The organism is Bacillus sp. FSL R9-9497, assembly GCF_038005805.1.
Lineage (GTDB): Bacteria > Bacillota > Bacilli > Bacillales > Bacillaceae_G > Bacillus_A > Bacillus_A cereus.
Genome location: NZ_JBBOTY010000001.1, coordinates 3222792 through 3249404, shown reverse-complemented (window position 1 = coordinate 3249404; position 26613 = coordinate 3222792). Strand labels below are relative to the sequence as shown.

Here is a 26613-nt window from a genome sequence, read left to right as displayed (position 1 = left end):
TCCCTTATTTTTTTTGATAATCTGTAATAATCCTCTCAATAACAGGGGGAAGATTATTAGGTAATTCATCAAGTGAAAAGAAGCGTAGTTCTTTTGATTCACTTTGATCGCATACAAGTTCACCATGAAATTCTCGGCAAATATAAACAACGAGTACACCGTGTACTTGATTGCCGTTTGGATAGATTTGAAAGTAATCTGGTCCAGAGTATGTACGGAATAGTTCTGGATTTTTAATAATAAGTCCAGTTTCTTCATATACTTCTCGCTTTAAAGCGTCTTCTAATGTTTCGTTATATTCTAAGGCACCGCCAATAATGCCCCAGCGGTTAAAATCTGTACGGAGTTGCAGCAATACTTCATCTTTTTCATTTAATATAATGGCGTGTGATCCTATTAGAATAAGTGGATGATTTCCTACTAGATTTCTCATATCTTCAATATAACCCATGTCATTGCTCCTTGTATTTAATAATAGTTAGGAAGTTCTTTTAACATTCTTTCTGTTTTACGTGCTGTAAAGGCTAAGTTATGGTCATCTTTCGTTCTGAAAAATAATGTGCGTAAAAAGGTTTTAATATTGGCACATAAAATACAATACTCATTAAGCGAAAGGCGTTTTCTAATTTGAGGAAGCCTTTTTATTTTTTTATGAATAATAGAAATTAAATCGTTCTGAGGAAAATCATGATACAGCATTGCTAGTAATGGAGTAACAATGCGTTCATCTTCGTTATTATGAAAAAGGTCAGATGGAATAAAGATTTTATTTAATAAACAATGAATTAATTCTTCGTACCATTCAAAAGTTGTATACGTATTATGAACAATTTCAGTAAAGGCATCAGATACATGAGCAAGACAATGAGCCCATCCTTTATTTTCGATATAGCCCCGAAAATCTGTTTCTAAGTTTGTGTATGTAATGAGTTTATTTTTTATTTCTTCGATATCCTCCTCTGTACAAAAGTAGTGCGAATTAGCGAATTGGAGTATTAACGCAATTAACGAAACAGTGTAAGAACGTGTGAAAACCCCATCTGTATGTGGGGAGTAAATGTCACAATATAAATACTCATCACTTAAACAAGTTTGCAGAAGTAATTTCAGCTGATCGTCCATAAGGAATTCATGATGAATGAAATGCGCAAAACATTTATATATAAGTTGGTAACGAACGTAGCTATCAGTCGTTCCGATATACTGAAGCATGTTCAAAGTTAACTCATTTACGTCTATATGTTGCAGTTGCGTATAGTCATTTTGTTGTATAAGCTCTAACTGTTGTTGCAATGCTGTAATATCCACTGGAGAACCTCCTCCGCACTTTAAAGATGCGATCTTTTCTAGTATTCTATATATTCAAGGACAATCCTGCTCATGCAAGGAGAACGATTAGAAATTCGAGTATGATATAGATGAGGGAAGAATATGACGACGATAGAACAGTTAGAAAAACATTTTAAAATAAGAAGAAATGCTTCTTCTATTATGATAAAAGAAAATAATGCAGAGATTTTTACAGAAGAGCAATTAGAGGAAATGATGCAATATTGCGTTGCTGAAGCTAAAAAAGATGGATTAGAAAAACTACATTTTGAAATCTCTTCAAAAAGTCCAAATTATGATGTGTATAAAAGATGTTTTGAAACGTATTTATTTGAATATGTTACGGAAAACATGATTGTATTTAAAGATATATACGAAGTAGAAGATGTAGAAAGTGAAATTGATTTTAAGCTTATTGAAGAAGTTGGAGAAGAGGCTTTTTATTCACTGTGGAATGAAGCAACGGGAGAACCAGTCGCTCATGATCAATTTGTGCATATGATGCTACAAGAAATTGGTGAGCAATGGAAAGAACATTGCTTAACAGCGAGTGCCGATGAAGAGCCGATAGGAATTGTAATCCCGCATATTGAAAGAGGTACGTTAGAAGAAGGGAAACTTATGTACTTCGCAGTTACTCCAAATATGCGTAATAAGGGATATGAAGCTGCGTTATTTGCAGGTGCGATGTTTGTCTTAAAGGAAATAGGTGCATCTTATTATATTGGTGAGACAAATATGCAAAATGAGTGGATGAAGGATGTTTTTGAAAAGAACGGATGTCAGCTGCTGAGTTGTACTGAGCGGTATGTGAGGAAGTTTTAGGAGGATGAAGGATGTATACTCTCGAACTCGTATAGCGGGAGGGGACTATATATGTTAAAGCAATCCATGCATTCATTCGTGTTACTGTATCCAAATGTATTGTTAGAAGGCTGGAATGTTGAAAAAGTTTCAGAACGTTATGAAGGTGAAAAGTGGGGAACTTTTTGGTTTCAGGTTGTTACTCCAACTGGGATGTTTCGAGTAAAGGAATTTTTTCTCGATATAATGGAACCAGTATTTCCGGATAGCTGTATTTCTCAAGCAAAAGGAGATTGTTTTCAATATAAAGGGCTTGTGTATTGGAAAGGTATAAATTATAAAGGAAAAGAAAGTTACGTTACATCTATATGGAAAACACAAGTTGAAATTTCTGTTGATCATGGATATGTAAAACAAGACGAAATGGAACGATTTCTATTTGAATTACAACCAGTAAATATGGAGCTTGGGAAAACGATATTACATACATCATTTCACTTATTAAGCTTTCAAGCGAAGAGAAGTGAAATGGGTGAGATAGGAAGATGTAGAGAGTGGAATGCTCCAGATGACGTATCCTATGTAAATTTGTTAATTCATGAAAAACTAAATTGGAAACTTGAATCGGTCGGTTTCGGAAATGACGAAACGCAGTATGTATACTGGGACGAAGTTAATAAACTATATGCACTTTGGGTTTGTAGACATAAAAACAAAGCGTACTATCCTATTTCTTCATGGACAATGAACTATGGCCCAAAACAAATTATAAACGGGTTAGAGTTTTATTCGCACCCTAATCGCGGAACAGTTGTATACGAAGATTTAGGTAATGAACAAATCGCATACGTATTTCGCGGTAATCCATGTACAAATTTTGAACAAGTAAAAGAACTTTTCGCCTGTTTGTAAGATAAAAAGAAAAATGAGAACGACAAAATGGATATTCCCATAATACAATAGGGTAAGATTCAATTATAAGAGAAAGCGTTGGTGAAAGAATGGAGCAGCAAAGAAATTGGCTACAAGCAACTGTAGAAAGAATTGAAGATAATACGTTACAAATAAAGTGGGAAAATAATATAGAAGAAGTTCGTATTTATTGGAGTACTTCACCAGATCATATTGAAGAAAATGGAGAACTACTTGCAACTGTAAATGGAGAATTATCATATACAATTGAAAACCCGAGTGAAAATGAACGTCCATATTTTAGACTAGTAGGAAGTAATGGACAAGCAGTGACAGTAGCTGAGCGTAGATTGCCATTACAAGGTGCGTTTAACTTCCGTGATATGGGTGGATATGAAACGACAGATGGACGTAAAGTGAAATGGGGCAAATTATACCGTTCTGAAGAATTAGCAGGACTAACAGAGTGGGATATCGACTATTTACAAAAGTCTGGTTTAAAGTTAATTTGTGACTATCGTACAAACTTTGAGGTAAAGCATAAGCCAAATCCTGAGATTACAGGTGCTCGTCAAGTGTGCTTACCAGTTATGCAAGACTTAGCGAAAGACTTAAATATAAATGAGTTTTTCCAAGTTGGTGACCTTTCTATGTTAGGAAAACCAGGTGAGTATCTTGTGAAAATGAATCAAGATTTCGTAAGTGGCAACGAGGCATTCGTGAGCTTCTTAAACTTAGCGCAAAACCCGGAAAACTTACCGTTAGTAAACCACTGTACAGCTGGAAAAGATCGTACTGGATTTGGTTCAGCATTATTACTACTTTTACTAGGTGTACCAGAAAAAACAGTAATGGAAGACTACTTACTAAGTAACGGATTCCGTGAAAAGCTAAATGAAAAAATGATGGCCTTTTTAGGTGCGAAATTACAAAACGATGAGAGCAGAGCGATATTAGGTGCAATGTTTGAAGCGCGTGCTGAATACTTGCAAGCTGCGATTGGTGAAATTCAAAAGCAATACGGATCAGTTGAAGCATACGCTGAAAAAGCTCTTGGCTTTACGAAAGATTCGTTAGAGGAAATGAAAGAGTTACTGCTGGAAGAAAAGTAAAAAGAAGGGAGGCTGGTTTTAATTAGCCTCCCTTTCTTATTGTTGTTATAATTAAGCTATGAGAATATAGGAGTTGAGAAAAACATCATGAAATACAAAGTTATATTATTCGACGTAGATGATACATTATTAGATTTCCCTGAAACGGAAAGAAACGCATTACATAATGCGTTTGTACAGTTTGATATGCCTACAGGGTATAATGATTATCTTGCAAGCTATAAAGAGATTAGTAATGGATTATGGAGAGATTTAGAAAATAAAATGATTACGCTAAGTGAATTAGCAGTAGATCGATTTAGACAATTATTTGCGCTTCATAATATAGACGTAGATGCACAGCAATTTAGTAATGTATATCTTGAAAACTTAGGGAAAGAAGTACATCTTATAGAAGGCGCAGTACAATTATGTGAAAATCTACAAGATTGCAAGTTAGGTATTATTACGAATGGATATACGATGGTGCAACAATCAAGAATCGGAAATTCACCTTTATGTAATTTTTTTGATCATATTATTATTTCTGAAGAAGTTGGTCATCAAAAACCAGCACGTGAGATTTTTGATTATGCGTTTGAGAAGTTTGGGATTACGGATAAATTAAGTGTACTAATGGTCGGAGATTCGCTAACTTCTGATATGAAAGGCGGAGAAGACTTCGGCATTGATACGTGTTGGTATAATCCGAGTTTGAAAGAGAATAAGACGAGTGTTAATCCGACTTATGAAGTGGAGAGTCTTCTACAAATTTTAGAAATTGTAGAAGTGGCGGAAGAAAAGGTAGCTTCATTTTAATCGTGCTGATATTTGTCGAAAAATCGATATATTGAAAAAATCGTTGATATATTGTAAGTTGTGATAGATATATTTGAAAAATCGTTGATATATTGTAAGTTGCGATAGATATATTTGAAAAATCGCTCATATAAATTCATATACTAAGATATAGAACAAAAAAATAGAGCTACTATACAAGGTCATTCACGTGTTATAATGCGTGAATTAAATATGCGTATATAAATAGTTTCCTAGCGTGATGCGATGTCATGTATGATTAGTGTAACAACTAGAGGTGAATAAAGGATGTTAACGTTTTTATTTGAGTTAGACAAAAATCTCCCGCAGAAGGATGAGCCACGGTATGATGCTTATTCAAAGGGCTTTATCGAAGGAGATGTAACGATTTGCGCGAGTGACAGCGTATTTTTTCAAAAATCATGTATGAAGGTTGCAGAGCTGGGGATTTATTTAGGTCAGTGGATGGAACAAGTTCAACATGGGCAGAACGTGCCTATGAAATATGAAACGGCTGACCGTGAAGAGGTAATTCTTGGTTTCTTCTATGAAGAGGATCATAATCAATGGACTGTTTTTTCCAGCTGGCAAGAATTTGAACTTCAAGAGCGTATAGCTACTGCAACATTAATAGAGAGTGTTCAACGCTATTTGTATGAGCTAAATAAAGAACTGCGCATGATAGAATATCCTGTGACGTTTGATCAGTACTTAAGAGGAGAGCGAATGATGCAGCTCTCTTACAAACGACCGTGTGATAGCAAAGCAGATACGACACCGATAGAGGTTTATAATGGAAGTGAGCAAGTAGGTGTAGTAAGGGGCTATTATAAAAATACGCTGATGAGAGTGCTGGATTTTATTCCGAAAATTGGTAGTAATATTATTTATGAAATAAAGGATAGTAAGGACAATATTCGCGTCATTGCAAAGGATGTAAGTAGGCAGCGCCAAAGAAGGATTTTAGTAATGTACAAAGATAATCATGATGCAGAGCATGAAATACTTGTATGTGACGGAAAGTTATTGGATGCAAATTTCTTATTTACCTTTACATATAAGGCAGAAGAATATGTTGTTCATAAAACTTTATTTGGAATGGGAAAGTTATTACGAAAGGGCTATGTAATTGCAGATTGGAATATTCGTCTTGAGGAAGATATGTATTACATTGAGATGAATGTATATGATGAAGATTACATGCAGGATCAATACTTGCTATTAGGCGTATTTCATGCGGTTTTATATGGATAATCAATGAGAAATACCGTCATTCTTCTTGGAAAGAATGACGGTATTTTTTTTGTGATTCTTGTGACTGGACGTCTTTAATCAATCCTCAAAAATAAAAATCTCATCAATCGTACTATGTAATGCCTTCGCTATATCGTGAGCAAGTTGTAAGGAAGGATTGTATTTACCTTTTTCGAGATGACTAATTGTTTCACGTCGCACACCAACGCTCTTCGCTAAATCTTCTTGTGTCATGTTCAATTTGGCACGGTATTCTTTTATTCTCGTTACGAATGCCATGGTGCATCTTCCATTTCATCAATTGGTTTATCGAAAAAGAACATAGAAAAGCCGAATGTAAGAATGAGTGTGCCGAAAATAAGAGCGATATCAATCTCTTGTAGCGTAGGGTTTGGAAATAACATTTCAATAAACATAATGATTGTGGTAGTTAGTAACGTAACGATAAATGCATTGCGACACGATTTATTGACAATTTGTTCAAACAGTTCATCGTGTTGAACTGTTCTATACGATGTGAAAAAGGAGAAGAAACAGAACATAGTAAACAATCCTTTTTCATAAAAAAATCCGAGGAAACCGAAGAAACCGAGAAATCCTAAATATTTTATCCAAGTTGTTTTCATGATAGTTCCTCCTTATAGTGTTAGAAATAAATCACGTTATGTTATAAATATATCACATATGGATAGGAATGGTAATAATAGTTTTCCAGTTTGGTTCATAATAATAGTAAAAAGAGGAAATATGCTGCGAAATAAAGAGGATAATATTGTAAAATGGTTGTAAGGAGGGGGAGGAAGAAATGCTAACTTGGATCATGATCGTTGTATTACTTGTAGTGATTACTGTCATTGCGACGGTGTTAATTGGGCGGAATGGTGATGCAAATTATAGCAAAGCGACAAAGGGGAATATTAAACGCTTAACAATGATTTATATTATACTAGCTGTCGTTTTAGTTGTTGGATTAGGGGTGTATATTTATTTTAAAGGTTAAATATACTGAAAAATGTAAAAATCTTAAAATAGAACTATGCTATAATATCAATATAGTTATTTGGTAATTAAGGAAAGGATTGGATGAAATGATTGAAATTACGAATGTGTCAAAAAGTTATAATGGGTCTACCTATGCAGTAAAAGACTTATGTTTATCTGTACCTAGCGGCGAAATCTTTGGATTTTTAGGACCGAATGGTGCGGGTAAATCAACGACAATTAAGATGATTACTGGTATTCACGGGGTGGACAAAGGGACTATTACGATTAACGGAAAAAATATTATGGAAGAGCCGATGGAAGCGAAGAAGACGTTTGGTTATGTACCAGATAGTCCAGATATGTTTTTACGATTAAAAGGAATTGAATATTTAAACTTTATGGCCGATATGTATGAAGTGCCGAAAGAAGTACGACAAGAACGAATAGAGTCTTTAGCGAAGAAGTTTGATCTTTATAATGCTTTATCTGATCAAATTCAAAGTTATTCGCACGGTATGAGACAAAAAATCGTTATTATTGGTGTGCTCGTACATGAGCCAGATGTATGGATTTTAGATGAACCATTAACTGGGCTTGATCCGAAATCTGCATATATTTTAAAAGAAATGATGAGAGAGCATGCGGATAAAGGAAAGATTGTATTTTTCTCTACACACGTATTAGAAGTGGCAGAAAAATTATGTGACCGCGTCGCGATTATTAATAAGGGAAACCTTCAGTTTAAAGGGAATTTAGATGAAATGAGAGATCATTTTAAATCCAATGAATCACTTGAAAAAATGTTCTTGGAGATGACGGGCAATGAGTAAAATTTGGACGTTAACGAAAGTATTATTGAAATTAAATTATGCAGATTTTATAACAGATAAGAAGAAGCGATGGGCGTATGTATTTTCATTTGCAGCTATTTTATTTGTCGGCTTTTTACTGTTTGGTTCTATCACGCATGCAATGTATGAGGGAATGATACATTTAGGGCAAGATCCAGGAATGATTATCGCAATGGGACTTGCGATTGCGAGTATATGGGTATTTTTAATGAGTATTACGAACATTTTAACTGTATTTTACTACAGCAATGACATTGAAATGTTATTACCATTACCATTAAAACCAGCGCAAATTATTTCAGCCAAATTTTTAACAGTATTAATTACACAATACGTAATGAGTTCATTTATTTTATTACCGATCTTTATTACGTACGGTTTAAAAAGTGGCGCATTTATTACATATTACATATATATGATTTTCATTTACTTACTCTTCCCAATTGTGCCGTTAGTACTAGCTTCGTTACTGATGACAGTTATTATGAGGTATACAAATATAGCGAAAAATAAAGACCGAGGAAATATATTTATTGGAATCGTAAGTATACTATTTATTGTAGGAATTAACGTATTTTTGCAGTGGAAAAATAAAAGTTCGTTTTCTGAAGATGCAATTGCGGATTACCTTGCAAACAACCAGTCTTCTCTTTTAGTACAAATGACAAACTATTTTCCAACTACATATTTTGGAGCAGTAGCATTAGTAGAAAATGCAAATTGGAAGGGACCTTTATATGTAATAATCTTTGCAGTTATTTCATTTGTCTTCTTTGTGTTGTTTTATTACATAGCAGAGCGTACATATTTAAAAGGGGTTATTGGACTTTCAACGAGTACAGCAAAGAAACAAGTTATTTCGGCGGAAGGTTTACAGAAATCAACAGTACAAAGTTCGCATTTAAAAGCGTATGTGAAAAAAGAATTTAAAACGTTATTCCGTACACCACAATTTTTCTTAAATTGCATTGTACAAACTTTCGTTATGCCAATTATGTTGTTCTTTATTTTATTTGTGCAAGATGGAAATTTAAAGTTTATTACAGAGTATATTAACAATTCAGAGACAACGGGATTTGCAATTGGTGTTGGCCTTTGTGCATCGTTATTTTTAATGGGTAGTAACGTCATTGCAACAACGTCATTTTCGCGAGATGGAAGCTCTTGGTTTGTGAATCGTTATTTACCAGTAAAGGCTTCGGATATCTTTTTTGCGAAAGCAATCACTGCTTGGTTAATTAATGTGATCATTTTAGCAGTATTCGGTATTACGATGGCAGTTGTAGCTGGGATTTCTCCAGTCTTTATGATACTGTGGTTTTTACTAAGTGCGAACGGGTTGTTATTAATTAATTTAATCGGAACACGCTGGGACGCGCAAACTGCAGATATTCATTGGGATACAGAGCAGAAATTATTTAAAAGTCGATATACAACTTTGTGGAATTTTTTAGCTAATATTTTAATAGCTTTAATTATTGTGGGGGGAGTAAGTGTATTATACTTCTTCCTTCATGTCGGACTGTGGGTTATGTTTATCGTTTTATTTGTAATGTTTACGATTGTAAATTATATCTTTATTAAAATGTTAAAATTAGGTGCTGAACGTATACTGTCAAATATTCAATAAGAAGATAGATCCTCTGTATTCATGCAGGGGATCTGTGTATAGATGGAGGAGAAAAAGGTGAAGAAAATAGCAATTGTAACAGGGGCAACTCGTCTGAATGGAATTGGTGCAGCTGTATGCAAGGTGCTTGCTCAAAAAGGGATAGACATTTTTTTCACGTACTGGCCAAAGTATGATAAAGCGATGCCATGGGGAATGAGTGATCAAGAACCCTTTTTGCTGAAAAAGGAAATTGAAAGTTACGATGTTCGATGTGAAATGGCAGAAATCAATTTATCGCAGTCTTATTCGCCAAATCGTTTGTTTTATATGGTATCAGAACGGTTAGGTGATCCATCTATTCTAGTTAATAATGCAGTATATTCTACTCATACGAGAATTGAGGAATTAGATGTAGAGCAGTTGGATAAACATTATACAGTTAATGTTCGGGCTACTATGCTATTAAGTTCATTGTTTATAAAACATTATTCACTTAAAACGGGCGGGAGTATTATTAATCTTACTTCAGGACAGTCAGTAGGTCCAATGCCAGATGAACTAGCATATGCAGCAACGAAAGGGGCAATTGAAGCATTTACAAAGTCAGTAGCACCAGTAGCGATGGAGAAGGGGATTACTGTTAATGCCGTTGATCCAGGACCGACGAATACAGGATGGATTACAGAGGAGCTGAAGCATCATTTAGTATGGAAGTTCCCGCAAGGTAAAGTAGGAGAACCGGTGGATGCAGCACGCTTAATTTCTTTTTTAGTAAGTGAAGAAGCGAAATGGGTTACTGGGCAAGTCATTCACTCGAATGGTGGTTATTCATAAAAATATTATGTTAACAAATGTTGAGAAACAAAAAGCGAAAGAAAATTTTATTTTTTTGTATAAATAAAATGTCAAGAAAGATAAAAATTTGATAGAAGAGTATATCGTCATATGAAGATATTAATTCTTAATGTGACAATATACTCTTTTTCTTTTACTTGCGAGTAGAAAAATGAAGTAGAAGAAACTCGAATATTAAAATGAGTTTATCAGTTTTTGTACGTATTATTATGAAGATTACTGTCGGAAAGATGATAATTCGTATGAAAAGGGATTTTTTAAGGGGAAATCGAATCGTAAAGGGGAGGATAAATTATGTAAAACATAGGGGGATTTATATGAAAATGAAAAAGGTCGCTATCGCATCGATAACAATTGGTACAATGCTTACTATGGCAGCTTGTAGTCCTTCAGCAGATAAAGAAACGGAAAAGAAAGAGCAAGTAACTGCGCAAAATGATGGAGAAGCAAAAACGACAAGTGCAGATGAAGCGTCAAAAACAACGAAAGATACTGAAAAAGAAACAAATACTTCTTCAAATGAAAAAACAGATAAGGATGCAAAAAATACGAAAGAATCATCAGGAACAGAAAGTAACGGCAAAACGTCAACTCAAAACGAAAATGTAAAAACAAAAGAAAAAGAAACGACAGGAAAAACGAATGATCAAACGACTAGCGGGAAAACAGCAGATCAAAGCACAAGTACAAGCACAAACAATAACGGAAAGACAACGAAAGATCCGAAGAAAAGTGTTGCTGTGAAAACGAACGTTAAAGAAGTTGTAGCATTAATTGATAGCTTGGACAAGCAGTTAGCTGCTAATCCGAAATTGGAAACAGTGAATAAGCTTGGCAAACAAATTAATGAAAAGTGGGATGTGATTGAAAAAGAGCTAGAGGCATCACATCCGACGGATTCTAAAACAATCGGTCAAAGTATGTATCCGTTAATTGTAGGAGCGGAGAAAGAAAAAATCGATATTAATAAAATGAAATCTTTAACGACGAAAACGAAAAAAGATTTAAATCAGTTATTGACGAAACTTTCGTAGTTTCAAAAGCCTACTCGTGTGAGTAGGCCTTTTTTGGTTGTTATACTGTGCATAGTATAACTTATTTATTTTCATTTTCATTTTCAATTACGATGCGAAAAGAACTGAATGCTTGTTGACTGACATAATCTTCTTCGCTAACTTTAAAAGGAAATGGAAAAGCGACGAGTTGAAAATTACTTTCCTGATCCACTGAAGGCAATATGAAATTAAAGATTTGCCTCGTTTCAGGTGCAACTTTAGTATAAACGACTTTTCTATTGTTAAATATTTCAACTTGTTTCCAATCTTTAAAAGCCACGATTGCGTAAGTCATTTCATCATTCGTTTCATTACCGTTTGATAGGGTTAATTGCTTGCCTTCCTTTTCAAAGAAGACAGTTTGTAAGTTCTCTTCACGGTTCGTAACAAATAATGGTTCGTAAAGACCATCTTTTAAAATTGCATCTGGATTTATAAGAGAGAATTTTATTTTTTTGTTTTCTTTCTGAAGAGGATGTATTGAATATCGCATACTTAGAATATCTTCTAAAATAGCTGCTTTATTTAAGTTATTATCTTTTAATTTGTATTCAGGTTTTTTAATTATTAAAAAGGTTAATTCACTTGCATTAGGAGAAGTGTGTAAAGAGATTTTCGTAGTCATTGAGCTGTTTGGTTTCATATCAAAAAAATAGTGTAATATTTCATTAGTAGTATCTTCTATTTTAAAAGGTTTTTGTTCGTAATCTTCTAGAACAATTAATCCATATTTTCGGTTTTCGTTAATAGTATGTACGAATGATAATGATACATTAATTTTATTATCCTCACTAGTAATTGTGCTACCGTTGTTAATATGTTGGCCTTGATTATCCTTCAATCCGTAAGAAATAGTATTGGTTTGTTGCTCTCTCTTATTTTCTTTAGAAGGTGGATGAGGTTGTATGATTGAAGTATTGAACAAAATATAAATTGTAAGTAATGAAATAAGTAAAACACCGATAATAATATATATTTGTTTCATAAATAGCACCTCATATATGTAAAGTATTAGAGAAAAAAGATATGCAAGATGCATATCTTTTTTCTCTTTCTTACCAGAAGGCTTTTGTTTCGTGATTCACATCATTATAACCACTTAATTTATAGGTATGATTACCGATAGCGTAATCATCTCCATAATAAACGCTTGTGTTGGTCGCTGTAGCACTGACAAAGGATGATTTTTTTGCACTATTACTTTTCGTATTTACTAATGAGCCATCGCCATTGAAAGTTCTTGCTTTTGCATAAACATAGTCTTCGGTCGTAGTTGATTTCGATTTAGCAACTGCATATGGGTTACCAAAAAAGGGAGTATATACGCTAATGTTAGAGTCATTCTTAGGTGCAGCTGCAACAGTCAAACTAGGAACACTAGATGTTTTTGTTGATTGAATTGTATCAAAGTCAACTAAAACGGGCTGCCTGTCTACAGTATCGACCTCTGAAGCACTTGCGTTATTAGTAAAACCAAAACCTAAAACCGCTAACCCTAAAGTTGTCACCGATAAAGATTTTTTCATATTCACTAATTTTCCCACCTTTTTAATTTTTGAGTTCGAACTCAATTCATACAATATATGAAAATTTCGAAACTCTCAATGGTTTATCCCATACTTAACTTTTTTTTTACTTTCGATTCAACATGTCTTCATTTGCAAAAAAGCGAATATATCTTCTAATGCTTAGCCAGCAAGGGATACAGGTTTAATTTTATGAAATTCATGTAAATTTAAATCTATTCATGTCAGAATCTCTGTTATTTTTAAGTTCATATGGGAAACTTATTAAAAAAAGGATGGTGACAAAAATGACAATCGATCGAATTTGTACAATTGGACCCGCAAGTAATAATAAAGAAACATTAGCACAGTTAATAAAGAATGGTATGAAAATTGTTCGACTGAATTTATCGCATGGCACGCATGAAAGTCATAAAGACATCATTCGTTTAGTGAAATCATTAGATGACTCTATTAAATTTTTGGGTGATGTACAAGGACCTAAAATAAGATTAGGTGAAGTGAAAGGAGGGCAAATTACACTTCAGGCAGGAGATTCTTTTATTTTACATACACAACCAGTTACAGGGAGTAATACAGAAGCGAGTGTTGATTATGAAGGAATACCGAATGATGTGAAAGTAGGCAGTAGAATTTTAATTAATGATGGAGAAGTTGAATTAATTGTTGAAAAGATAAGTACGGACAAAATAGAAACGAAGGTAAAAACAGGTGGCAATATCTCATCCCATAAAGGAGTTAATTTACCAGATGCGGCTGTTCGTTTACCAGCTATTACAGAGAAAGATAAAAAAGATATTCAGTTTCTTTTAGAGGAGAATGTTGATTTTATCGCGTGTTCTTTCGTAAGAAAACCTAGTCATATAAAAGAAATACGAGATTTTATACAACAGTATAAAGAAACGTCACCTAATGTAATTGCAAAAATAGAAACGATGGAAGCAATCGAGAATTTTCAGGATATATGTAAAGAAGCAGATGGAATTATGATTGCAAGGGGCGATTTAGGAGTAGAGTTACCGTATCAATGCATTCCGCTTTTACAGAAAATGATGATTCAGGAATGTAATCGAACGAATACATATGTCATTACAGCAACACAAATGCTTCAATCTATGGTAGATCATTCTATTCCAACAAGGGCTGAGGTGACTGATGTGTTTCAAGCTGTACTGGACGGGACGAATGCAGTTATGCTTTCAGCTGAAAGTGCATCAGGAGAACATCCAATCGAAAGTGTGAGAACATTACGTCTCGTTTCAGAATTTGCGGAGCATGTTAAAAAAGATGGACCTTTTGCGATGAAAGATGTACTGCAATTACTGCGTGAGTCTCTGGATGAGTAATAAAAAGAGGGCGGATATGCATCCGCCCTCGTGTTTTTCATTCATACTATTCTTGCTCTTGCTCATCCAAAATCTTTTCAAACGCAGCAGATACTTTATCAAACTCTTCATCATTTTCAATGTATGAAAACTCATTATCTTCTTCTACTTTTAAAAAGAAAATATCAATGTCTTCCTCAGTTTCTGTTTGGATATCTTCAACAAAGGCAACTGCAATATATTCTGCGCCTTCGACATCCATCGCTCCAAGTACTTCTACTTCTTGCTCTTCGTTATTCTCATCACTAAGAGTAAACACTTCGCCAACTTCAATATCAGACATATTCATTCTCCTCCTGTTCGACTCTAAAAAATAGAGTGCTCAAACTGCATACATACTAATATATCTTTCCATGAAAAACCAAATTCATACGTAAGAAAACAATTCATTCTTCTTTAGTATGAGTATACAGCTATTAGGAGCATTATTTGTCTGTGCTATATTACTTAATCCATTCAACAATTGTATCCATAGTCTGTCTTGTTTTATCACGTTTTGGATCTTCTTTACGGTAACCAAAGGCAACCATAACTGATACTTCAAGATTATCGCCTTGTATAATGCCTTCTTGACGAAGTAAGGAGTCTACTTTCTCTTTATCGAATCCTTCTATCGGACAAGAATCAATGCCGATTTGAGCTGCGCTCGTCATCATATTACCTAAAGCAATATAAGTTTGTTTAGATGCCCAATCAAATACAGTACGATCGGATTGTAATAAGTTAAAATCTGTTTCCTGGAACTTTTTGAAGAATTCATATCTAATTTTTTGAGTGTCTTCAGGCAATCCAATAATATCGTTCATCATATATTTAATATACTCTGCATCATAATGCATATCTTTAATGTTTCTTGAAAGAACAATGACGAAATGGCTTGCTGTTGCAAGTTGCCCACCAGCGCCCCATGAATACGGTTGTAGTTTTTCTCTTAATTCTTTATTTTGTACGACAATAAATTTCCAAGGTTCATATCCAAAAGAAGAAGGAGATAATCTGCCTGTTTCTAAAATGAATTTAAAATCCTCTTCTGAAATTTTGTGCATAGGATCGAACTCTTTACATGCATGTCTGAAATGAAAAGCCTCCATAATTTTCTCTTTTGTAATTTCGTTTGTATTTGTCATAAAAGTTCCTCTTTTCGTTAATTTATTTTGTAAGTAAATTATATTTTTAAAGTAACATAGATACAAGTACGCACATTTATGTGTTATAGTATCAAAAAAGATACTATTGTTAAGGGAAGGGATTTATTATGGATTGTTCAAATGAAAAAAATATAAATTACCCATTTTTAAATAAATATTCTTGTCCAGTTGAAGCTATGGTTGAGGTGATTGGTGGAAAATGGAAAGGTGTTATTTTGTATCATTTATTAGATGGAAAAAAGAGGTTTAATGAATTAAAAAGATTAAAACCTAATATCACACAAAGAATGTTAACACTTCAGCTGAGAGAACTTGAAGCAGATGGCATCATACATCGTGAAGTATACCGTGAAGTGCCACCTAAAGTAGAATATTCGTTAACTGATCTTGGTGAATCACTACGTCCAGTGATTCTATTAATGATGGAATGGGCAACTCATAATATGGAGAAAGTTTTGGAGAGTAGGAATACGAAAAATAATAATTAAGAGTTGAAATTGTTATAGAAGAAATAATTGTAGAAATAAAAGGTGTTTCCATACGTGAAAACACCTTTTATTTCTATATTTTTTACTTTTTAACTTCAACTGCTGAAGTTGGAAAGTTATTTAAGTTTGCAGTTTGACCATACCAATCAGCATGTTTAAAAACAACACCTTTTCCATATCCGTCAGTTGAAGTACGTTCCCATAGTGTTGTTGAATAACTAGCAGTAGGAGCTGCTGTACGTACAGAAACAATTTGATTTTGCCAACTAGCAGATAAGTTTTTATAACCGCTACTTAGAGAAAAATACTCGCTACCTTGATTTGTGTGTTTATAGAAGTCTGTACTACCAGGTCCGCTTCCTCCAACACCAAGGGGAGTGATTGAATTATTCAACCTTTGTTTATCTTTTTCAATAAAAGACTCTAAACTTTCTTTGCTCGAAAATCCATAAGATAACCAGTCTCCATTTTGATTTTGTTTCGGTAGAACTAACGTTATTTTTACGTCTTCCTTTGATGGAGCACTCAATTTGTTAAACGAATCAACAGTCTTTTCATCTACAGTTACATATTCGAAAGAGGAAATCGTATAATCTTTTTCGGTACTAGCTGATACTGATCCCAGTCCTCCAGTTAACGACGAGACAGTTAATAATACACCTGCTACCAACTTTTTCAGCATGGATTCATCTCCTTAAAACTTAGATTTTTTACATAACTAAAATGTATGTTAATTTGAATGTTTTATAAATATTTAGAAATTTATAAAAATTAAACAGAATATTCTTTTATTATTCTGAAGTAAGGAAAGTAATTAAAAATGAAAAAAGGTTTACTTAAAAAGTAAACCCTTTTTGCTGACCTATTTCAAAACTCAATGGATGAAAGTTTCATTTTATCCATCTATGAATCATACACTTCTTTTGCATTCGTAGAAGCAGCATCTAATAAAAGGAAAATGGCTGCTATCATATGTAGAAAGATGTCTATATAAGGAAAGAAGGCAACTAGAGTAACGATAATACCGATATACTGAGGGTACGTATTCATGCCTTCTTTTTTAGCTAATAAAATAGTAGTGATATGAAAAACAATCAATAGTAGTAAAGGTAACCCATATAGGTTAACAAGACTTGGAAATACATAATAACAAGGAAGTAATAAAAGATGATAGATCCCTGTAGTCCACTTTAGTGCTTGAATGTAGGTTTTCAAAGTTAATCCTCCTAAAACAATTCATATCTATATATTACCAAAAATAATAGGTAATTGGATATTGTTTATTTGTATTTTTAATAGATTATAATAATTTTATGTAAACTAATTGTTAGGTATCTATAAAATAGAAAAACCACCCAAACGAGGGTGGTTCGTATTATAAATAACTACTTAAAGAAGAAATCGGAACCTTCACTTCACTACCTTCCTTCATATTCCGCAGCATAACGGTTTCTGTACTAAGTTCGTCTTCCCCAATAATAAGCACATAAGGTATATTCTCTTTATTGGCATAATTAAGGGCGCGTTTTAATTTGCGTCCTGCTAGTTCAAGTTCGACTTTTAAGGAAGTGGTGGAACGTAATTGCTGGGCAATTTGTAAGCATTGTAACTCTGTCCCAAGCGGGATGATAAATAGATCCGCTGTAGATGAGATTGTTTCTTTCTGCGATAGTGCTGTATAAATAACGTCTAAACCGAATGAAATACCGACTGTTGGATAGTTTATATTATCACCACGGAAAGCTCCGATAATGTTATTGTATCGACCACCGCTACCGATGCTAGATGTAATCGATCCATCTTTTAAAAAGATTTCATATACAGTACCTGTATACATTGTGAGTCCTCGCGCTAAAAACGGGTTGAATATCGTATTTTCATTTATTCCAAGGGCGATTAAATATTGCTGTAATTGTTGTAGTTCGTTTACTCCATCGGCAACGAGTGGATTATTGAAAGTTTCTTTAAAGTCAGCGATAGTAAGCTTTAGACAAGATAATACGGTATTACATATCGTATCAGCCATTTCTTCAGAAATTCCGCGCTCTAATACATCTTTTCGTACACCATCAATCCCAATCTTTTCGATTTTATCTAATGATAAAATGACGTCACTTGTTAACTCAGTAGGGATGTTAATGGCCTGAAGAATACCATTTAACAATTTTCGGTTATTATATTGGATCGTTATCTCTAAGTTTAACGTTCGGAACAGTTCAAACGCCATACCCATAAGTTCAGCTTCTGCCATGACAGACTCAACACCGACGATATCAACGTCGCATTGTATAAATTCACGAAATCTTCCTTGTTTAATTGGCCCATCTCGAAATACTTTCCCAATCTCATAACGTTTAAAAGGGAGGCGGAGGTTCGGATTCATTGCCACAACTTTTGCGAATGGAATAGTTAAATCGTATCGTAAGGCGAGCTCACGTTTCCCTTGATCCTGAAGTGTATATATTTCTTTTAATATTTCATCGCCACCGCCGTACTTGTAAGACATAAGCTCATACATATTTAACGTCGGCGTTTCTAAAGGTTTGCATCCGTATCGTTCAAACGTATCTTCACAAGCTCTTTTAATTTTATTTCGCAGCACTTGTTCTTCTGGTAAATAGTCTTTCGTTCCTTTTACATTTCTCATTTCCATCATAATCACTCCTTTTTTAAATTAAAAAAAGCTATGCAGGTATAAAAATACCCACATAGCTTTATGAACGCTTCGTGGGTCAACAGGAAAAGCCCTGTACCCACGAAGAAAAACTTTTCTTCGGATACACGGCGTTACGTATGATGATGAAGTTGGAAAGAAGTATTAAAATTTCGCATGACAAATCTCTCCTTAACGTAAGTTTTTCCAAATTATATCAGAAGATTTTTGAATTATCAATATTTTTAGTTTTGAAAAATACGTGAAGTTATGTAGGAGAAATGGAAAAGGGTGTATAATAAAGGAAAACTTAATGATATGAAATAAAGTTTTAAGGAGAACGTTATGAAAAAAGATAAAACAAATGCGATGCGAATATTAGATAAAGAAAAAATTGAATATTCGATGATGTCATATGATCCAGACGATGGGAAAATTGATGGCGTATCAGTAGCCGAGAAAATTGGACGAGAAGTGAGAGAAGTATATAAAACGTTAATCGCTCAAGGGAATAGTAAAAATTATCATGTGTTTATTATTCCGGTAGATGAGGAACTAAATTTAAAAGCTGCCGCAAAAGCAGTAAGTGAAAAGAAAATTGAAATGATTCCTGTTAAAGATATTACGAAAGTGTCAGGATACATTCGCGGAGGTTGTTCACCAGTTGGAATGAAAAAGTTATTTTCTACATGTATCGATGAAAGCGCCCAATTACTTGATAAGATGATAGTGAGCGGCGGGAAAATTGGTATACAAATTGAGCTGAAAGTTGATGACTTGGCGAAAGTGACGAGAGCGCAGTTTGGAGAGGTAACGAAGTAAATATACATAGGAAAAGAAGTTCTGGTTTTATCCCGCTATTCGCCAGGCAGTAAGTAAGACCCTCACCTCAAAATTCAGCGGAAGCAAAGAAATTAGGTGGGGATTAATTGCCCGTAAAAGCACGATTGGTGAGGGCTGATAATCAGTGGGGATGAACAAAACCCCCACTGATTAAAGTTTCACTTTATTGAATTTAGATAATAATTTATAGGATAGTTAGTCCATTATGGGGCTGATTGTCCTTTTTTATTTACAAACTGGATAAAGATTGAATGTTTAGTTTGATATAGGCATGTAATCTGAATTGTTTGTTTGGCTTTGGGAGGAGGACAAAGGCTCGGTGCGAGGACTTTAAATAAGTTACTCTTAAAGATAGACAAGTGACGGGAGAGTGTTTAATGGAGGTTCAAGAAATACCCTAAGAAAGCACGTATTGGGGGGCAGTGTTTTGGCCCCCATCGGCTAAAAGTATGAAAGATTTTATACAGTTTTTTTGCTAATCCAGTAACAAACAAGAACACTAAAACCGCGTTAGGATAGGAATGTATAAAAAATGTCTAGATTCATAGAACTAAAAAAGAAGTTTCACTTGTGAGAGCAGGGTTCTCCTTTTTCATTGCTACTGATAATGAGACGTTATGTTAACTAATTTTGAATATTGTATACAGACTAAAAACAGAGAAAACTTCCTGTTGTGTAGGGTATTTTTTCTGTTTTTTTGATGATAGTTGTTAACTGATTTCTCACATTTCAAAAAAACTACTTTTTTGTTTGCTTGTCCACACCATTTCACCTCTTTGTGAATTTTATAGTATTAAAGGAGGTGAAAAGAATGAATGAAGATATTATTTCAATTGGAGCAAATTGTATAGTGAGAATTAGAAACAGATTCTTTCTTCTAGTAGAAATTGAAGTGGAATTTGGAAATGTAGCCATAGAGGAATTTGTTTTTATTCGAATATCTGAGCAAGAAGCTAGAACATTGTTAGCAGGGGGTATTCAACGTTGTACTATTTCCAATTGTATTCCTAGGTCTCATGATGATTTAGAAGTAGAATTCATTTGTGTTTTAATCGTAGGTGGGGAAGCATTTGCGGTTTTTGATGTAGAAGACGATGTTGATGAAGCTGTACTTGTTCCAATTTCATTAAGAGAAGCCGAGCGTTTAATCTGTAGAGGAGCAAGACGATGTACAGTTATTAATAGATAAGAGTAAGCCTTTTGGGTACTAAAGAGGTTTCATTTTGTGTGGCTTCTTGTAAGAATGATTATGTAAATATGAATATCCTCCAGAGTACCTAACTGGAGGATATTTTTTAGACTTCTAGATGTATTAACTACTGATAATGAGACGTTATATTAATTAGGTTTGGATATTGTATACATCGTCTTTTCTTCAACTAAGAGTGCAGATTCATACAGTAAAAATTACTTTTTTAACTATAAAATAAGAAGAAATGAACCTATATTACTACTGATAGAGCTATGTTATAATGAAAATAAGGGTTTTATCCTTATTTTCATTATATAGGAGAGTGTTGAACATGATTATCAAGTTCATTCGTTTACGTTAATTTTAAACACAATTCGTTATGCCCGACTATTTTTTTCGAAATGTGTGGGTTTATTTGGTTGTGTCTTTTTTTATTAACTAAATACGAATGAAATGAGGAGTTAATCATGACTGAAAAGATTATTAAAATTAATAAAATTGATATATGTACAGAGAGCTTTGGCAATTCAGCAGATCCAGCAGTCTTACTAATTATGGGAGCCATGTGTTCAATGGTTTATTGGGATGAGGAATTTTGTCAACAATTAGCTGATACGGGCCGATATGTTATTCGTTATGATAATAGAGATGTCGGACGGTCAACTACTTATGAACCGGGGAGTTCCCACTATACTGTGGTAGATATGGCTGATGATGCGATTGGGGTACTCGATGCATATCATATTGACGAAGCACATATTGTTGGAATGTCATTGGGTGGAATGATTGCTCAAATTGTAGCCTTAAGGAACCCTGAGAGAGTTATAAGTATAACTTTGATTGCATCAGGTATTTTTGGTTCTGAAGATAACGACCGAAATTTGCCTCCGATCGATGAAAAGATACTCGCTTACCATACTAATGCGGCCAAACTAAATTGGTCGGATGAAGAATCTGTTGCAAATTACTTGGTTGCAGGATCAGCATTACTTTGTGGTTCAAAGCATAAATTCGATAAGAAGAGGGCTTATAAGCAGGTAGAAAACGAAATAAAACGGGCAAATAATCTACTCAGTATGTTTAATCATTCCCTTCTTAAAGGTGAGGATTCTTATGAGGGGAGATTAAAAGAAATCAATATACCTACTTTGGTTATCCATGGTACAGAAGATACAGTGCTTTCATACGAGCATGGTCTTGCTCTTGTTAATGAAATACCGCATGCTGTGTTACTACCCTTAGAAGGATCGGGTCACGAGATTCACTGTGACGATTGGAATCATATAATCAACGCTATTTTGAATCATACTTCAGTCCTGTAATCATTATAGAAATCGTATAAAACAAAAAATATTTGGAAAAAGGGTTACAATCGAATCTGTAACCCTTTTTTTCTATTAAAAATCAATTTTAGAACTGTTACTCATTTAAAGAATAGTAATACGCTTAGTTATTGGTATTTACTTCCAATGATGAAAATTATGTAAATAAGCTGTTCACTGGATTCCCATAGAAAACTGTGGTGAGATGAGATTTTTGATTTTGAAGTACTTCAAAATCTTAGCTAGATGGCTATGTAGCGGTACCCAAATTAAAAATGCAGGAACATATCAAATATGTTCCTGCATTTAATTTTATTAAGTTTAATATCTATGACCTAAATATAATAGAATTTGGAGCTTCTTTTTATTTTAAATAAATTGGGTAATTAGATTATAACTTTAATATTTGTGATTGAATATAATAATAATATAATGGAGGTGATGTTATATGGCTCTTACTACAGGACCAATTGAAAACGTAGGAAATCAACCTGCTAATGCAAATAAAGTTAGGGTGAAGATCCTTAACCGTACTGCGGGCCCACTTACTGGAGTAGCTAGAGTTTTTAGACTTGACGGTTCATTAGTATTAATTGAACAGGTAAACTTCAATGTGAATTCTAATGCTTCTACTTTTGCAACTCTAAGCTTAGTTCATCCTGCTCTTGGACAAGCATTTGAATATGAAGTTCAAATTGTTCCTAATCAACCTGGTGGACTATATAGTGTTTATGGACTAACAGCTGAAAATGTTATTATTACTGCACAACGTGTTGTGAACTCAGAATTGACACAGTTTCTTTAATTAAAATAGATTGGTGCCTACATGGTATCCAATCTATTTTTGTACGTATTATTCAGAGAAAGAATGGTTTTACACAAAAATAAAGATAGTTATGGAAAAGGGAAAAGTCGAGCTATCATCTTAATTTTTATTATTTCTGTCTTAGACCGTATCTGTTTTGTGGCACGGTTTTCTTTGAATGCATTTTATTCAAACTGTTTTTTAAAGTATTTATCAAATATGCATTATTGCATAAATAAATTTAAATTTATAAGTTAATATTAAACTACTTTTTAGTTGTAAAGAATATGTTAATAATCTTTATAAGAAAAGGATATTCCTTGTAAAAAGTGAAATTGTTTGGAATGTGAATAAACAAAAAGTTTAGAAGTGATACAGACTGGATAGAGTCTTGTATTAAATAAACAGAAAAGGGGTATGGGTTTCTAAAAGGTTTCGGGGGTTAGAAAGCACTTTTTAGTTAATAGCTTTAAATTATATTTTAAAGGGGAATGGGTATATGAAGTTTCGAAATACAAAGATTGCTATGGTTACACTGTCTTCATTTTTTATTTTAGGTTCTGCATCTCTATCATTCACAGATACTATACACGGTGAAGTAGCTTCTGCATCAGCACAAGAGATTATTGTGAAAAATTATGATGATACATATTATAATAACGCAATAGGAAAAACGGGGTTAGAATTAAAGAAGGAACTGCATAATATTATTGATAATCATACAAAGCTATCATACAGTGCGGTTTGGGAAGCAATAAGAGATACTGATGAAGATCCAAATAATAAAAATAATGTGATACTCTTATATACTGGTCGTTCGCAAGGGAAACTTACGAATGGATCAGGAGTAAATAACTGGAACCGAGAGCATGTTTGGGCAAAATCTCACGGTGACTTTGGAACGACTGCAGGACCTGGAACAGATCTACATCATTTAAGAGCGACGGATGTATCTGTAAATAGTTCACGTGGAAATCTAGATTTTGATAATGGTGGTGTGAATCATTCTGAAGCGACAGAATGTAAATATGATAGTGATTCTTGGGAACCTCGTGATAGTGTAAAGGGAGATATTGCTAGAATGCTGTTTTATATGGCTGTTCGTTACGAGGGAGACAACGGCGAAATAGATTTAGAACTAAATGAAAAAGTGAATAACAATAAAGATCCATACATGGGGAAACTATCTGTCTTATTAAAATGGAATGAACAAGACCCGGTCGATGATTTAGAGCGAAAGCGTAATGAAGTGATTTTTACAAAATATCAACATAACCGCAATCCTTTTATTGATCATCCAGAATGGGTAAATAAAATCTGGAACTAAGATTTTTAAAGGTATTATATTTTGATAAAAGGGATTGATCATTATGATCAATCCCTTCTTATATTTTTACTAGAATAAATGATTTTTATAGGACTAGTGAGGGAAATAGAATAGATATTTATATGGAACGATAGTACTTATTTATCTAGTTAAGTATTTAGTAAGGTCCCCACTCAATATTCACCCCAACAATAAGAAAAACAAGTCCAATGATAAACCAAATGAGTGCAAGTGGAGCCATGAAACGAATCCATTTTCCATAAGAAATCCCGCTTGCTGCGAGAACGCCCATTAAAACACCGGAAGTTGGATTTAAGCAGTTTACTACACCTTCTCCGAGCATAACAGCTTGTACTGTAACTTGGCGTGTAATGTGCATAAAATCAGCTAATGGAGCTAATATCGGAATAAAAATAACCGATTCTCCTGTCCCGGATGAAATGAGGAAATGTAATGCGGCACTACTCACATACATGCCGATAACACCAAATACAGGGTTTTGTCCTTCGAGAGCTTGTGCGAGTTGGTTAACAATTGTATCAAGCAATTTTCCTTGTTCTAAAATGACTGAAATACAGCGAGCCATTCCGACAATTAAAGCACCGTAGATAAGGTTTTGGCAGCCAGTTAGAAAAGTAGAAGCGATATCGTTTGCTTTCATGCCACCTATTATTCCGGCTGTAATTGCTATGAAAATAAAAGTAGCGGTCATTTCTGCGTCCGTCCAATGTAGACGAAAAGCGTCTATTAAAAATGCAATTAATGATAAAGCTGAAACGAGTAAAATTAATTTATGACGTATCGTCCAAGGAACTTCCTTTTTCTCTGCTTCTTTTTCGCTTGAAAGAGCGTTACTTGGAAACCAGTTGTCGCCAAGGATGCTTCCTTTATTCGATTTTTTCAAGCGCTTTACATACCAATTTATATATAGAATGGTAGCAAGTAAAAAAGATATATAAATTGCTGTGCGTAAACCAATTCCCGAAAACATCGGAAGTTCTGCGATCTTTTGTGAAATGCCTAAAGGTGAGGGAGATAAAATAGTAGCATTAAAACCAGCATAAGTACCTAAATAAATAATTGCTACACCGACGATAGCGTCCCATTTTAACGTGCGTGCAACGATGATGCCGATGGGGATAAAACCGATAACTGAGTTAACGATAATACCAGTCGTTCCAAGAATAGAAAAAAGCGCAGCAACTATACAAATGAAAAGTAATTGCTGATTACGAAATTTGTTAATAACATGATAGATTAAACCGTCAAGAGCACCTGTTTTTTCAAGAATTGCAATGGCTCCACCTGTAAATAAAATTAGAAAGATAATAGGAGCAGCAAGTGTCATTCCTTTTTCAATAGCGGTAAAAAAAGAAACAAATCCTACGGGTGATTGCGGAACAGAATGGTAGCTACCTGGTATTGTCGTTGTAACGGTCCCGTTTGTAACCCTTTTAAATTCTCCAGCAGGAACGAAGTACGTAGCAATGGCGCAAAGTAAGGCAATAAAAAATAGTAGTACGTACGCATCAGGCATTTTAAACTTTGGTTTACTAGGTTGTTTTTTTGCCTCAGTTTGTATTTGCATAAAATCCCTCCTTCTTTACTTGGTTAATTTTTAATATTCTGAATTTAATCTGTGAAATAGATTATAATAAAGGCAGCTTCTTAAGGCAATAGTTTTTGTATCCTTTCCCGTACATACAAATTATTGCAATATTAGACAGGGAAACGATAATAAGCCAAGAATATGTTATGTAGAAAGAAAAAGGAAAAGAGGGAACAAGATGTGGAAAACTACTGATCTATGTGATGAATTTGAAAAGGAATTACAAATATGTCGCCAGTCTTTTCGGTCTTTTGGGAAGAAAGAACAATTCCACGGGAAAATTGCAACTGTAAAAGTGAAAGATGATAATGTACTAGTGAAGGAAGGATTGCAAACATTACCAGAAGGAACAGTATTAGTTGTTGAGGGCGGAGCGTCTACTAATTGTGCGTTACTTGGTGATAATTTGGCAGCTATTGCGGAAGAAAGAAAGCTAGCAGGAATTATTGTGAATGGGTATGTTCGTGATTCTAGTGAACTAAAGAATATTAATATTGGTATTTTAGCGTTAGGAACGATGCCAAATAGAAGTGTGAAAGAAGGAAAAGGAGAACGAAATATTTCATTGCACTTTGGACAAGTGGATTGGAATCCAAATGAATATGTTTATGCGGATGAAGATGGCGTCATTATTAGTGAAAAGAGTTTACATCGTTAAGAGTTAATAAGTTATTATTCTTAGAAAATAAATCCGATAAAGCATGGACAAAATTCTTTGTCAATAGTAAAATAATACAGAAATTTAAAAT

The 26613-nt window shown here is 34.0% G+C and carries 30 protein-coding genes; 18 read left to right on the top strand and 12 right to left on the bottom strand.

Annotated elements, in window-relative coordinates; genetic code table 11:
• Positions 1 to 4 precede the first annotated feature (4 nt).
• Together MKY21_RS16725 and MKY21_RS16720 are read right to left on the bottom strand one after the other, a co-directional pair.
• Positions 5 to 451 (bottom strand): NUDIX hydrolase, encoded by a 447-nt coding sequence (locus MKY21_RS16725; protein ID WP_048558176.1) that lies wholly within the window; start codon positions 449 to 451, stop codon positions 5 to 7.
• A gap of 17 nt (positions 452 to 468) precedes the next feature.
• Complete coding sequence (locus MKY21_RS16720; RefSeq protein ID WP_000355451.1) at positions 469 to 1308, bottom strand: DUF2785 domain-containing protein; 840 nt, start codon at positions 1306 to 1308, stop codon at positions 469 to 471.
• A 123-nt stretch (positions 1309 to 1431) separates the two neighbouring features.
• Between MKY21_RS16720 and MKY21_RS16715 the strand changes: the two genes are divergently transcribed.
• The 5 genes from MKY21_RS16715 (at position 1432) to MKY21_RS16695 (ending at position 6209) form a co-directional block, all read left to right on the top strand.
• Positions 1432 to 2154 (top strand): GNAT family N-acetyltransferase, encoded by a 723-nt coding sequence (locus MKY21_RS16715; protein ID WP_000207371.1) that lies wholly within the window; start codon positions 1432 to 1434, stop codon positions 2152 to 2154.
• 51 nt (positions 2155 to 2205) lie between these two features.
• Positions 2206 to 3045, top strand: coding sequence for a hypothetical protein (locus tag MKY21_RS16710; RefSeq protein WP_000917826.1), 840 nt, complete (start codon positions 2206 to 2208; stop codon positions 3043 to 3045).
• An 89-nt stretch (positions 3046 to 3134) separates the two neighbouring features.
• Positions 3135 to 4157, top strand: coding sequence for a tyrosine-protein phosphatase (locus tag MKY21_RS16705; RefSeq protein WP_000437803.1), 1023 nt, complete (start codon positions 3135 to 3137; stop codon positions 4155 to 4157).
• Positions 4158 to 4244: 87 nt separating this feature from the next.
• Positions 4245 to 4955, top strand: coding sequence for a YjjG family noncanonical pyrimidine nucleotidase (locus tag MKY21_RS16700; protein WP_048534814.1), 711 nt, complete (start codon positions 4245 to 4247; stop codon positions 4953 to 4955).
• A gap of 288 nt (positions 4956 to 5243) precedes the next feature.
• Positions 5244 to 6209, top strand: a complete 966-nt coding sequence (locus MKY21_RS16695; protein ID WP_000955103.1) for a tubby C-terminal domain-like protein — start codon at positions 5244 to 5246, stop codon at positions 6207 to 6209.
• A gap of 78 nt (positions 6210 to 6287) precedes the next feature.
• Here MKY21_RS16695 and MKY21_RS16690 read toward each other — a convergent pair whose 3' ends face one another.
• Positions 6288 to 6488 carry a helix-turn-helix transcriptional regulator gene (locus MKY21_RS16690; protein ID WP_000896323.1) on the bottom strand — a complete coding sequence of 67 codons (201 nt, stop codon included), beginning with the start codon at positions 6486 to 6488 and terminating at the stop codon, positions 6288 to 6290.
• The gene (locus MKY21_RS16685; RefSeq protein WP_000859224.1) at positions 6476 to 6835 is read right to left on the bottom strand and encodes a DUF3796 domain-containing protein; all 360 of its coding nucleotides are present in this window, start codon (positions 6833 to 6835) and stop codon (positions 6476 to 6478) included. The genes MKY21_RS16690 and MKY21_RS16685 overlap by 13 nt, the downstream gene beginning before the upstream one ends.
• Before the next feature lie 179 nt (positions 6836 to 7014).
• Between MKY21_RS16685 and MKY21_RS16680 the strand changes: the two genes are divergently transcribed.
• From MKY21_RS16680 to MKY21_RS16660, 5 genes are all read left to right on the top strand, one after another.
• On the top strand, positions 7015 to 7209 hold the full coding sequence (locus MKY21_RS16680; RefSeq protein WP_000958863.1) for a hypothetical protein: 195 nt from the start codon (positions 7015 to 7017) through the stop codon (positions 7207 to 7209).
• An 88-nt stretch (positions 7210 to 7297) separates the two neighbouring features.
• On the top strand, positions 7298 to 8023 hold the full coding sequence (locus MKY21_RS16675) for an ABC transporter ATP-binding protein (protein WP_341076929.1): 726 nt from the start codon (positions 7298 to 7300) through the stop codon (positions 8021 to 8023).
• Positions 8016 to 9674 (top strand): putative ABC transporter permease subunit, encoded by a 1659-nt coding sequence (locus MKY21_RS16670; protein WP_000036886.1) that lies wholly within the window; start codon positions 8016 to 8018, stop codon positions 9672 to 9674. Before MKY21_RS16675 ends, MKY21_RS16670 begins: the two co-directional genes overlap by 8 nt.
• A gap of 57 nt (positions 9675 to 9731) precedes the next feature.
• A complete protein-coding gene (locus MKY21_RS16665) occupies positions 9732 to 10490 on the top strand; it encodes an SDR family oxidoreductase (protein WP_000716965.1) in 759 nt (252 codons plus the stop codon).
• A gap of 338 nt (positions 10491 to 10828) precedes the next feature.
• The gene (locus MKY21_RS16660) at positions 10829 to 11545 is read left to right on the top strand and encodes a hypothetical protein (RefSeq protein ID WP_065224232.1); all 717 of its coding nucleotides are present in this window, start codon (positions 10829 to 10831) and stop codon (positions 11543 to 11545) included.
• A 61-nt stretch (positions 11546 to 11606) separates the two neighbouring features.
• Here the strand turns inward: MKY21_RS16660 and MKY21_RS16655 are convergent, their stop codons facing one another.
• Entirely contained in the window at positions 11607 to 12551 is a 945-nt protein-coding gene (locus MKY21_RS16655) for a hypothetical protein (RefSeq protein WP_341076926.1), read from the bottom strand.
• A 70-nt stretch (positions 12552 to 12621) separates the two neighbouring features.
• Positions 12622 to 13098: a hypothetical protein gene (locus tag MKY21_RS16650; protein WP_001056361.1), complete on the bottom strand. Its 477-nt coding sequence runs from the start codon at positions 13096 to 13098 to the stop codon at positions 12622 to 12624.
• A gap of 281 nt (positions 13099 to 13379) precedes the next feature.
• Between MKY21_RS16650 and MKY21_RS16645 the strand changes: the two genes are divergently transcribed.
• On the top strand, positions 13380 to 14438 hold the full coding sequence (locus MKY21_RS16645; protein ID WP_000151088.1) for a pyruvate kinase: 1059 nt from the start codon (positions 13380 to 13382) through the stop codon (positions 14436 to 14438).
• Between the two features lie 46 nt (positions 14439 to 14484).
• Here the strand turns inward: MKY21_RS16645 and MKY21_RS16640 are convergent, their stop codons facing one another.
• Positions 14485 to 14766 (bottom strand): DUF1292 domain-containing protein, encoded by a 282-nt coding sequence (locus MKY21_RS16640; RefSeq protein WP_002005464.1) that lies wholly within the window; start codon positions 14764 to 14766, stop codon positions 14485 to 14487.
• A gap of 154 nt (positions 14767 to 14920) precedes the next feature.
• Entirely contained in the window at positions 14921 to 15604 is a 684-nt protein-coding gene (locus tag MKY21_RS16635) for an NAD(P)H-dependent oxidoreductase (RefSeq protein WP_000185718.1), read from the bottom strand.
• 128 nt (positions 15605 to 15732) lie between these two features.
• Here MKY21_RS16635 and MKY21_RS16630 point away from each other — a divergent pair, with 128 nt between their 5' ends.
• Entirely contained in the window at positions 15733 to 16113 is a 381-nt protein-coding gene (locus tag MKY21_RS16630; protein WP_065224235.1) for a winged helix-turn-helix transcriptional regulator, read from the top strand.
• An 82-nt stretch (positions 16114 to 16195) separates the two neighbouring features.
• Here MKY21_RS16630 and MKY21_RS16625 read toward each other — a convergent pair whose 3' ends face one another.
• The 3 genes from MKY21_RS16625 to MKY21_RS16615 all read right to left on the bottom strand — a co-directional run bounded on the left by MKY21_RS16625 (position 16196) and on the right by MKY21_RS16615 (position 18766).
• On the bottom strand, positions 16196 to 16795 hold the full coding sequence (locus tag MKY21_RS16625; RefSeq protein WP_065224236.1) for a hypothetical protein: 600 nt from the start codon (positions 16793 to 16795) through the stop codon (positions 16196 to 16198).
• Positions 16796 to 17016: 221 nt separating this feature from the next.
• Positions 17017 to 17328, bottom strand: coding sequence for a hypothetical protein (locus tag MKY21_RS16620; protein ID WP_000860724.1), 312 nt, complete (start codon positions 17326 to 17328; stop codon positions 17017 to 17019).
• Positions 17329 to 17488: 160 nt separating this feature from the next.
• Positions 17489 to 18766 carry a histidine--tRNA ligase gene (locus MKY21_RS16615; protein WP_060851898.1) on the bottom strand — a complete coding sequence of 426 codons (1278 nt, stop codon included), beginning with the start codon at positions 18764 to 18766 and terminating at the stop codon, positions 17489 to 17491.
• Between the two features lie 345 nt (positions 18767 to 19111).
• Between MKY21_RS16615 and ybaK the strand changes: the two genes are divergently transcribed.
• From ybaK to MKY21_RS16590, 5 genes are all read left to right on the top strand, one after another.
• A complete protein-coding gene (gene ybaK / locus MKY21_RS16610; protein WP_000710857.1) occupies positions 19112 to 19588 on the top strand; it encodes a Cys-tRNA(Pro) deacylase in 477 nt (158 codons plus the stop codon).
• Positions 19589 to 20420: 832 nt separating this feature from the next.
• Positions 20421 to 20798: a hypothetical protein gene (locus MKY21_RS16605; protein ID WP_001001282.1), complete on the top strand. Its 378-nt coding sequence runs from the start codon at positions 20421 to 20423 to the stop codon at positions 20796 to 20798.
• A gap of 470 nt (positions 20799 to 21268) precedes the next feature.
• Positions 21269 to 22123: an alpha/beta fold hydrolase gene (locus MKY21_RS16600; protein ID WP_025708764.1), complete on the top strand. Its 855-nt coding sequence runs from the start codon at positions 21269 to 21271 to the stop codon at positions 22121 to 22123.
• Positions 22124 to 22571: 448 nt separating this feature from the next.
• Positions 22572 to 22928 carry a hypothetical protein gene (locus MKY21_RS16595; RefSeq protein ID WP_001229415.1) on the top strand — a complete coding sequence of 119 codons (357 nt, stop codon included), beginning with the start codon at positions 22572 to 22574 and terminating at the stop codon, positions 22926 to 22928.
• 499 nt (positions 22929 to 23427) lie between these two features.
• A complete protein-coding gene (locus MKY21_RS16590; RefSeq protein ID WP_000672188.1) occupies positions 23428 to 24255 on the top strand; it encodes an endonuclease I family protein in 828 nt (275 codons plus the stop codon).
• A gap of 157 nt (positions 24256 to 24412) precedes the next feature.
• On the opposite strand, the gene MKY21_RS16585 is transcribed toward MKY21_RS16590, so the two are convergent.
• Positions 24413 to 25843, bottom strand: a complete 1431-nt coding sequence (locus MKY21_RS16585) for a YfcC family protein (RefSeq protein ID WP_341076919.1) — start codon at positions 25841 to 25843, stop codon at positions 24413 to 24415.
• Positions 25844 to 26042: 199 nt separating this feature from the next.
• Here MKY21_RS16585 and rraA point away from each other — a divergent pair, with 199 nt between their 5' ends.
• Entirely contained in the window at positions 26043 to 26522 is a 480-nt protein-coding gene (gene rraA, locus MKY21_RS16580; RefSeq protein ID WP_000266044.1) for a ribonuclease E activity regulator RraA, read from the top strand.
• The last annotated feature ends 91 nt before the right edge of the window (positions 26523 to 26613 follow it).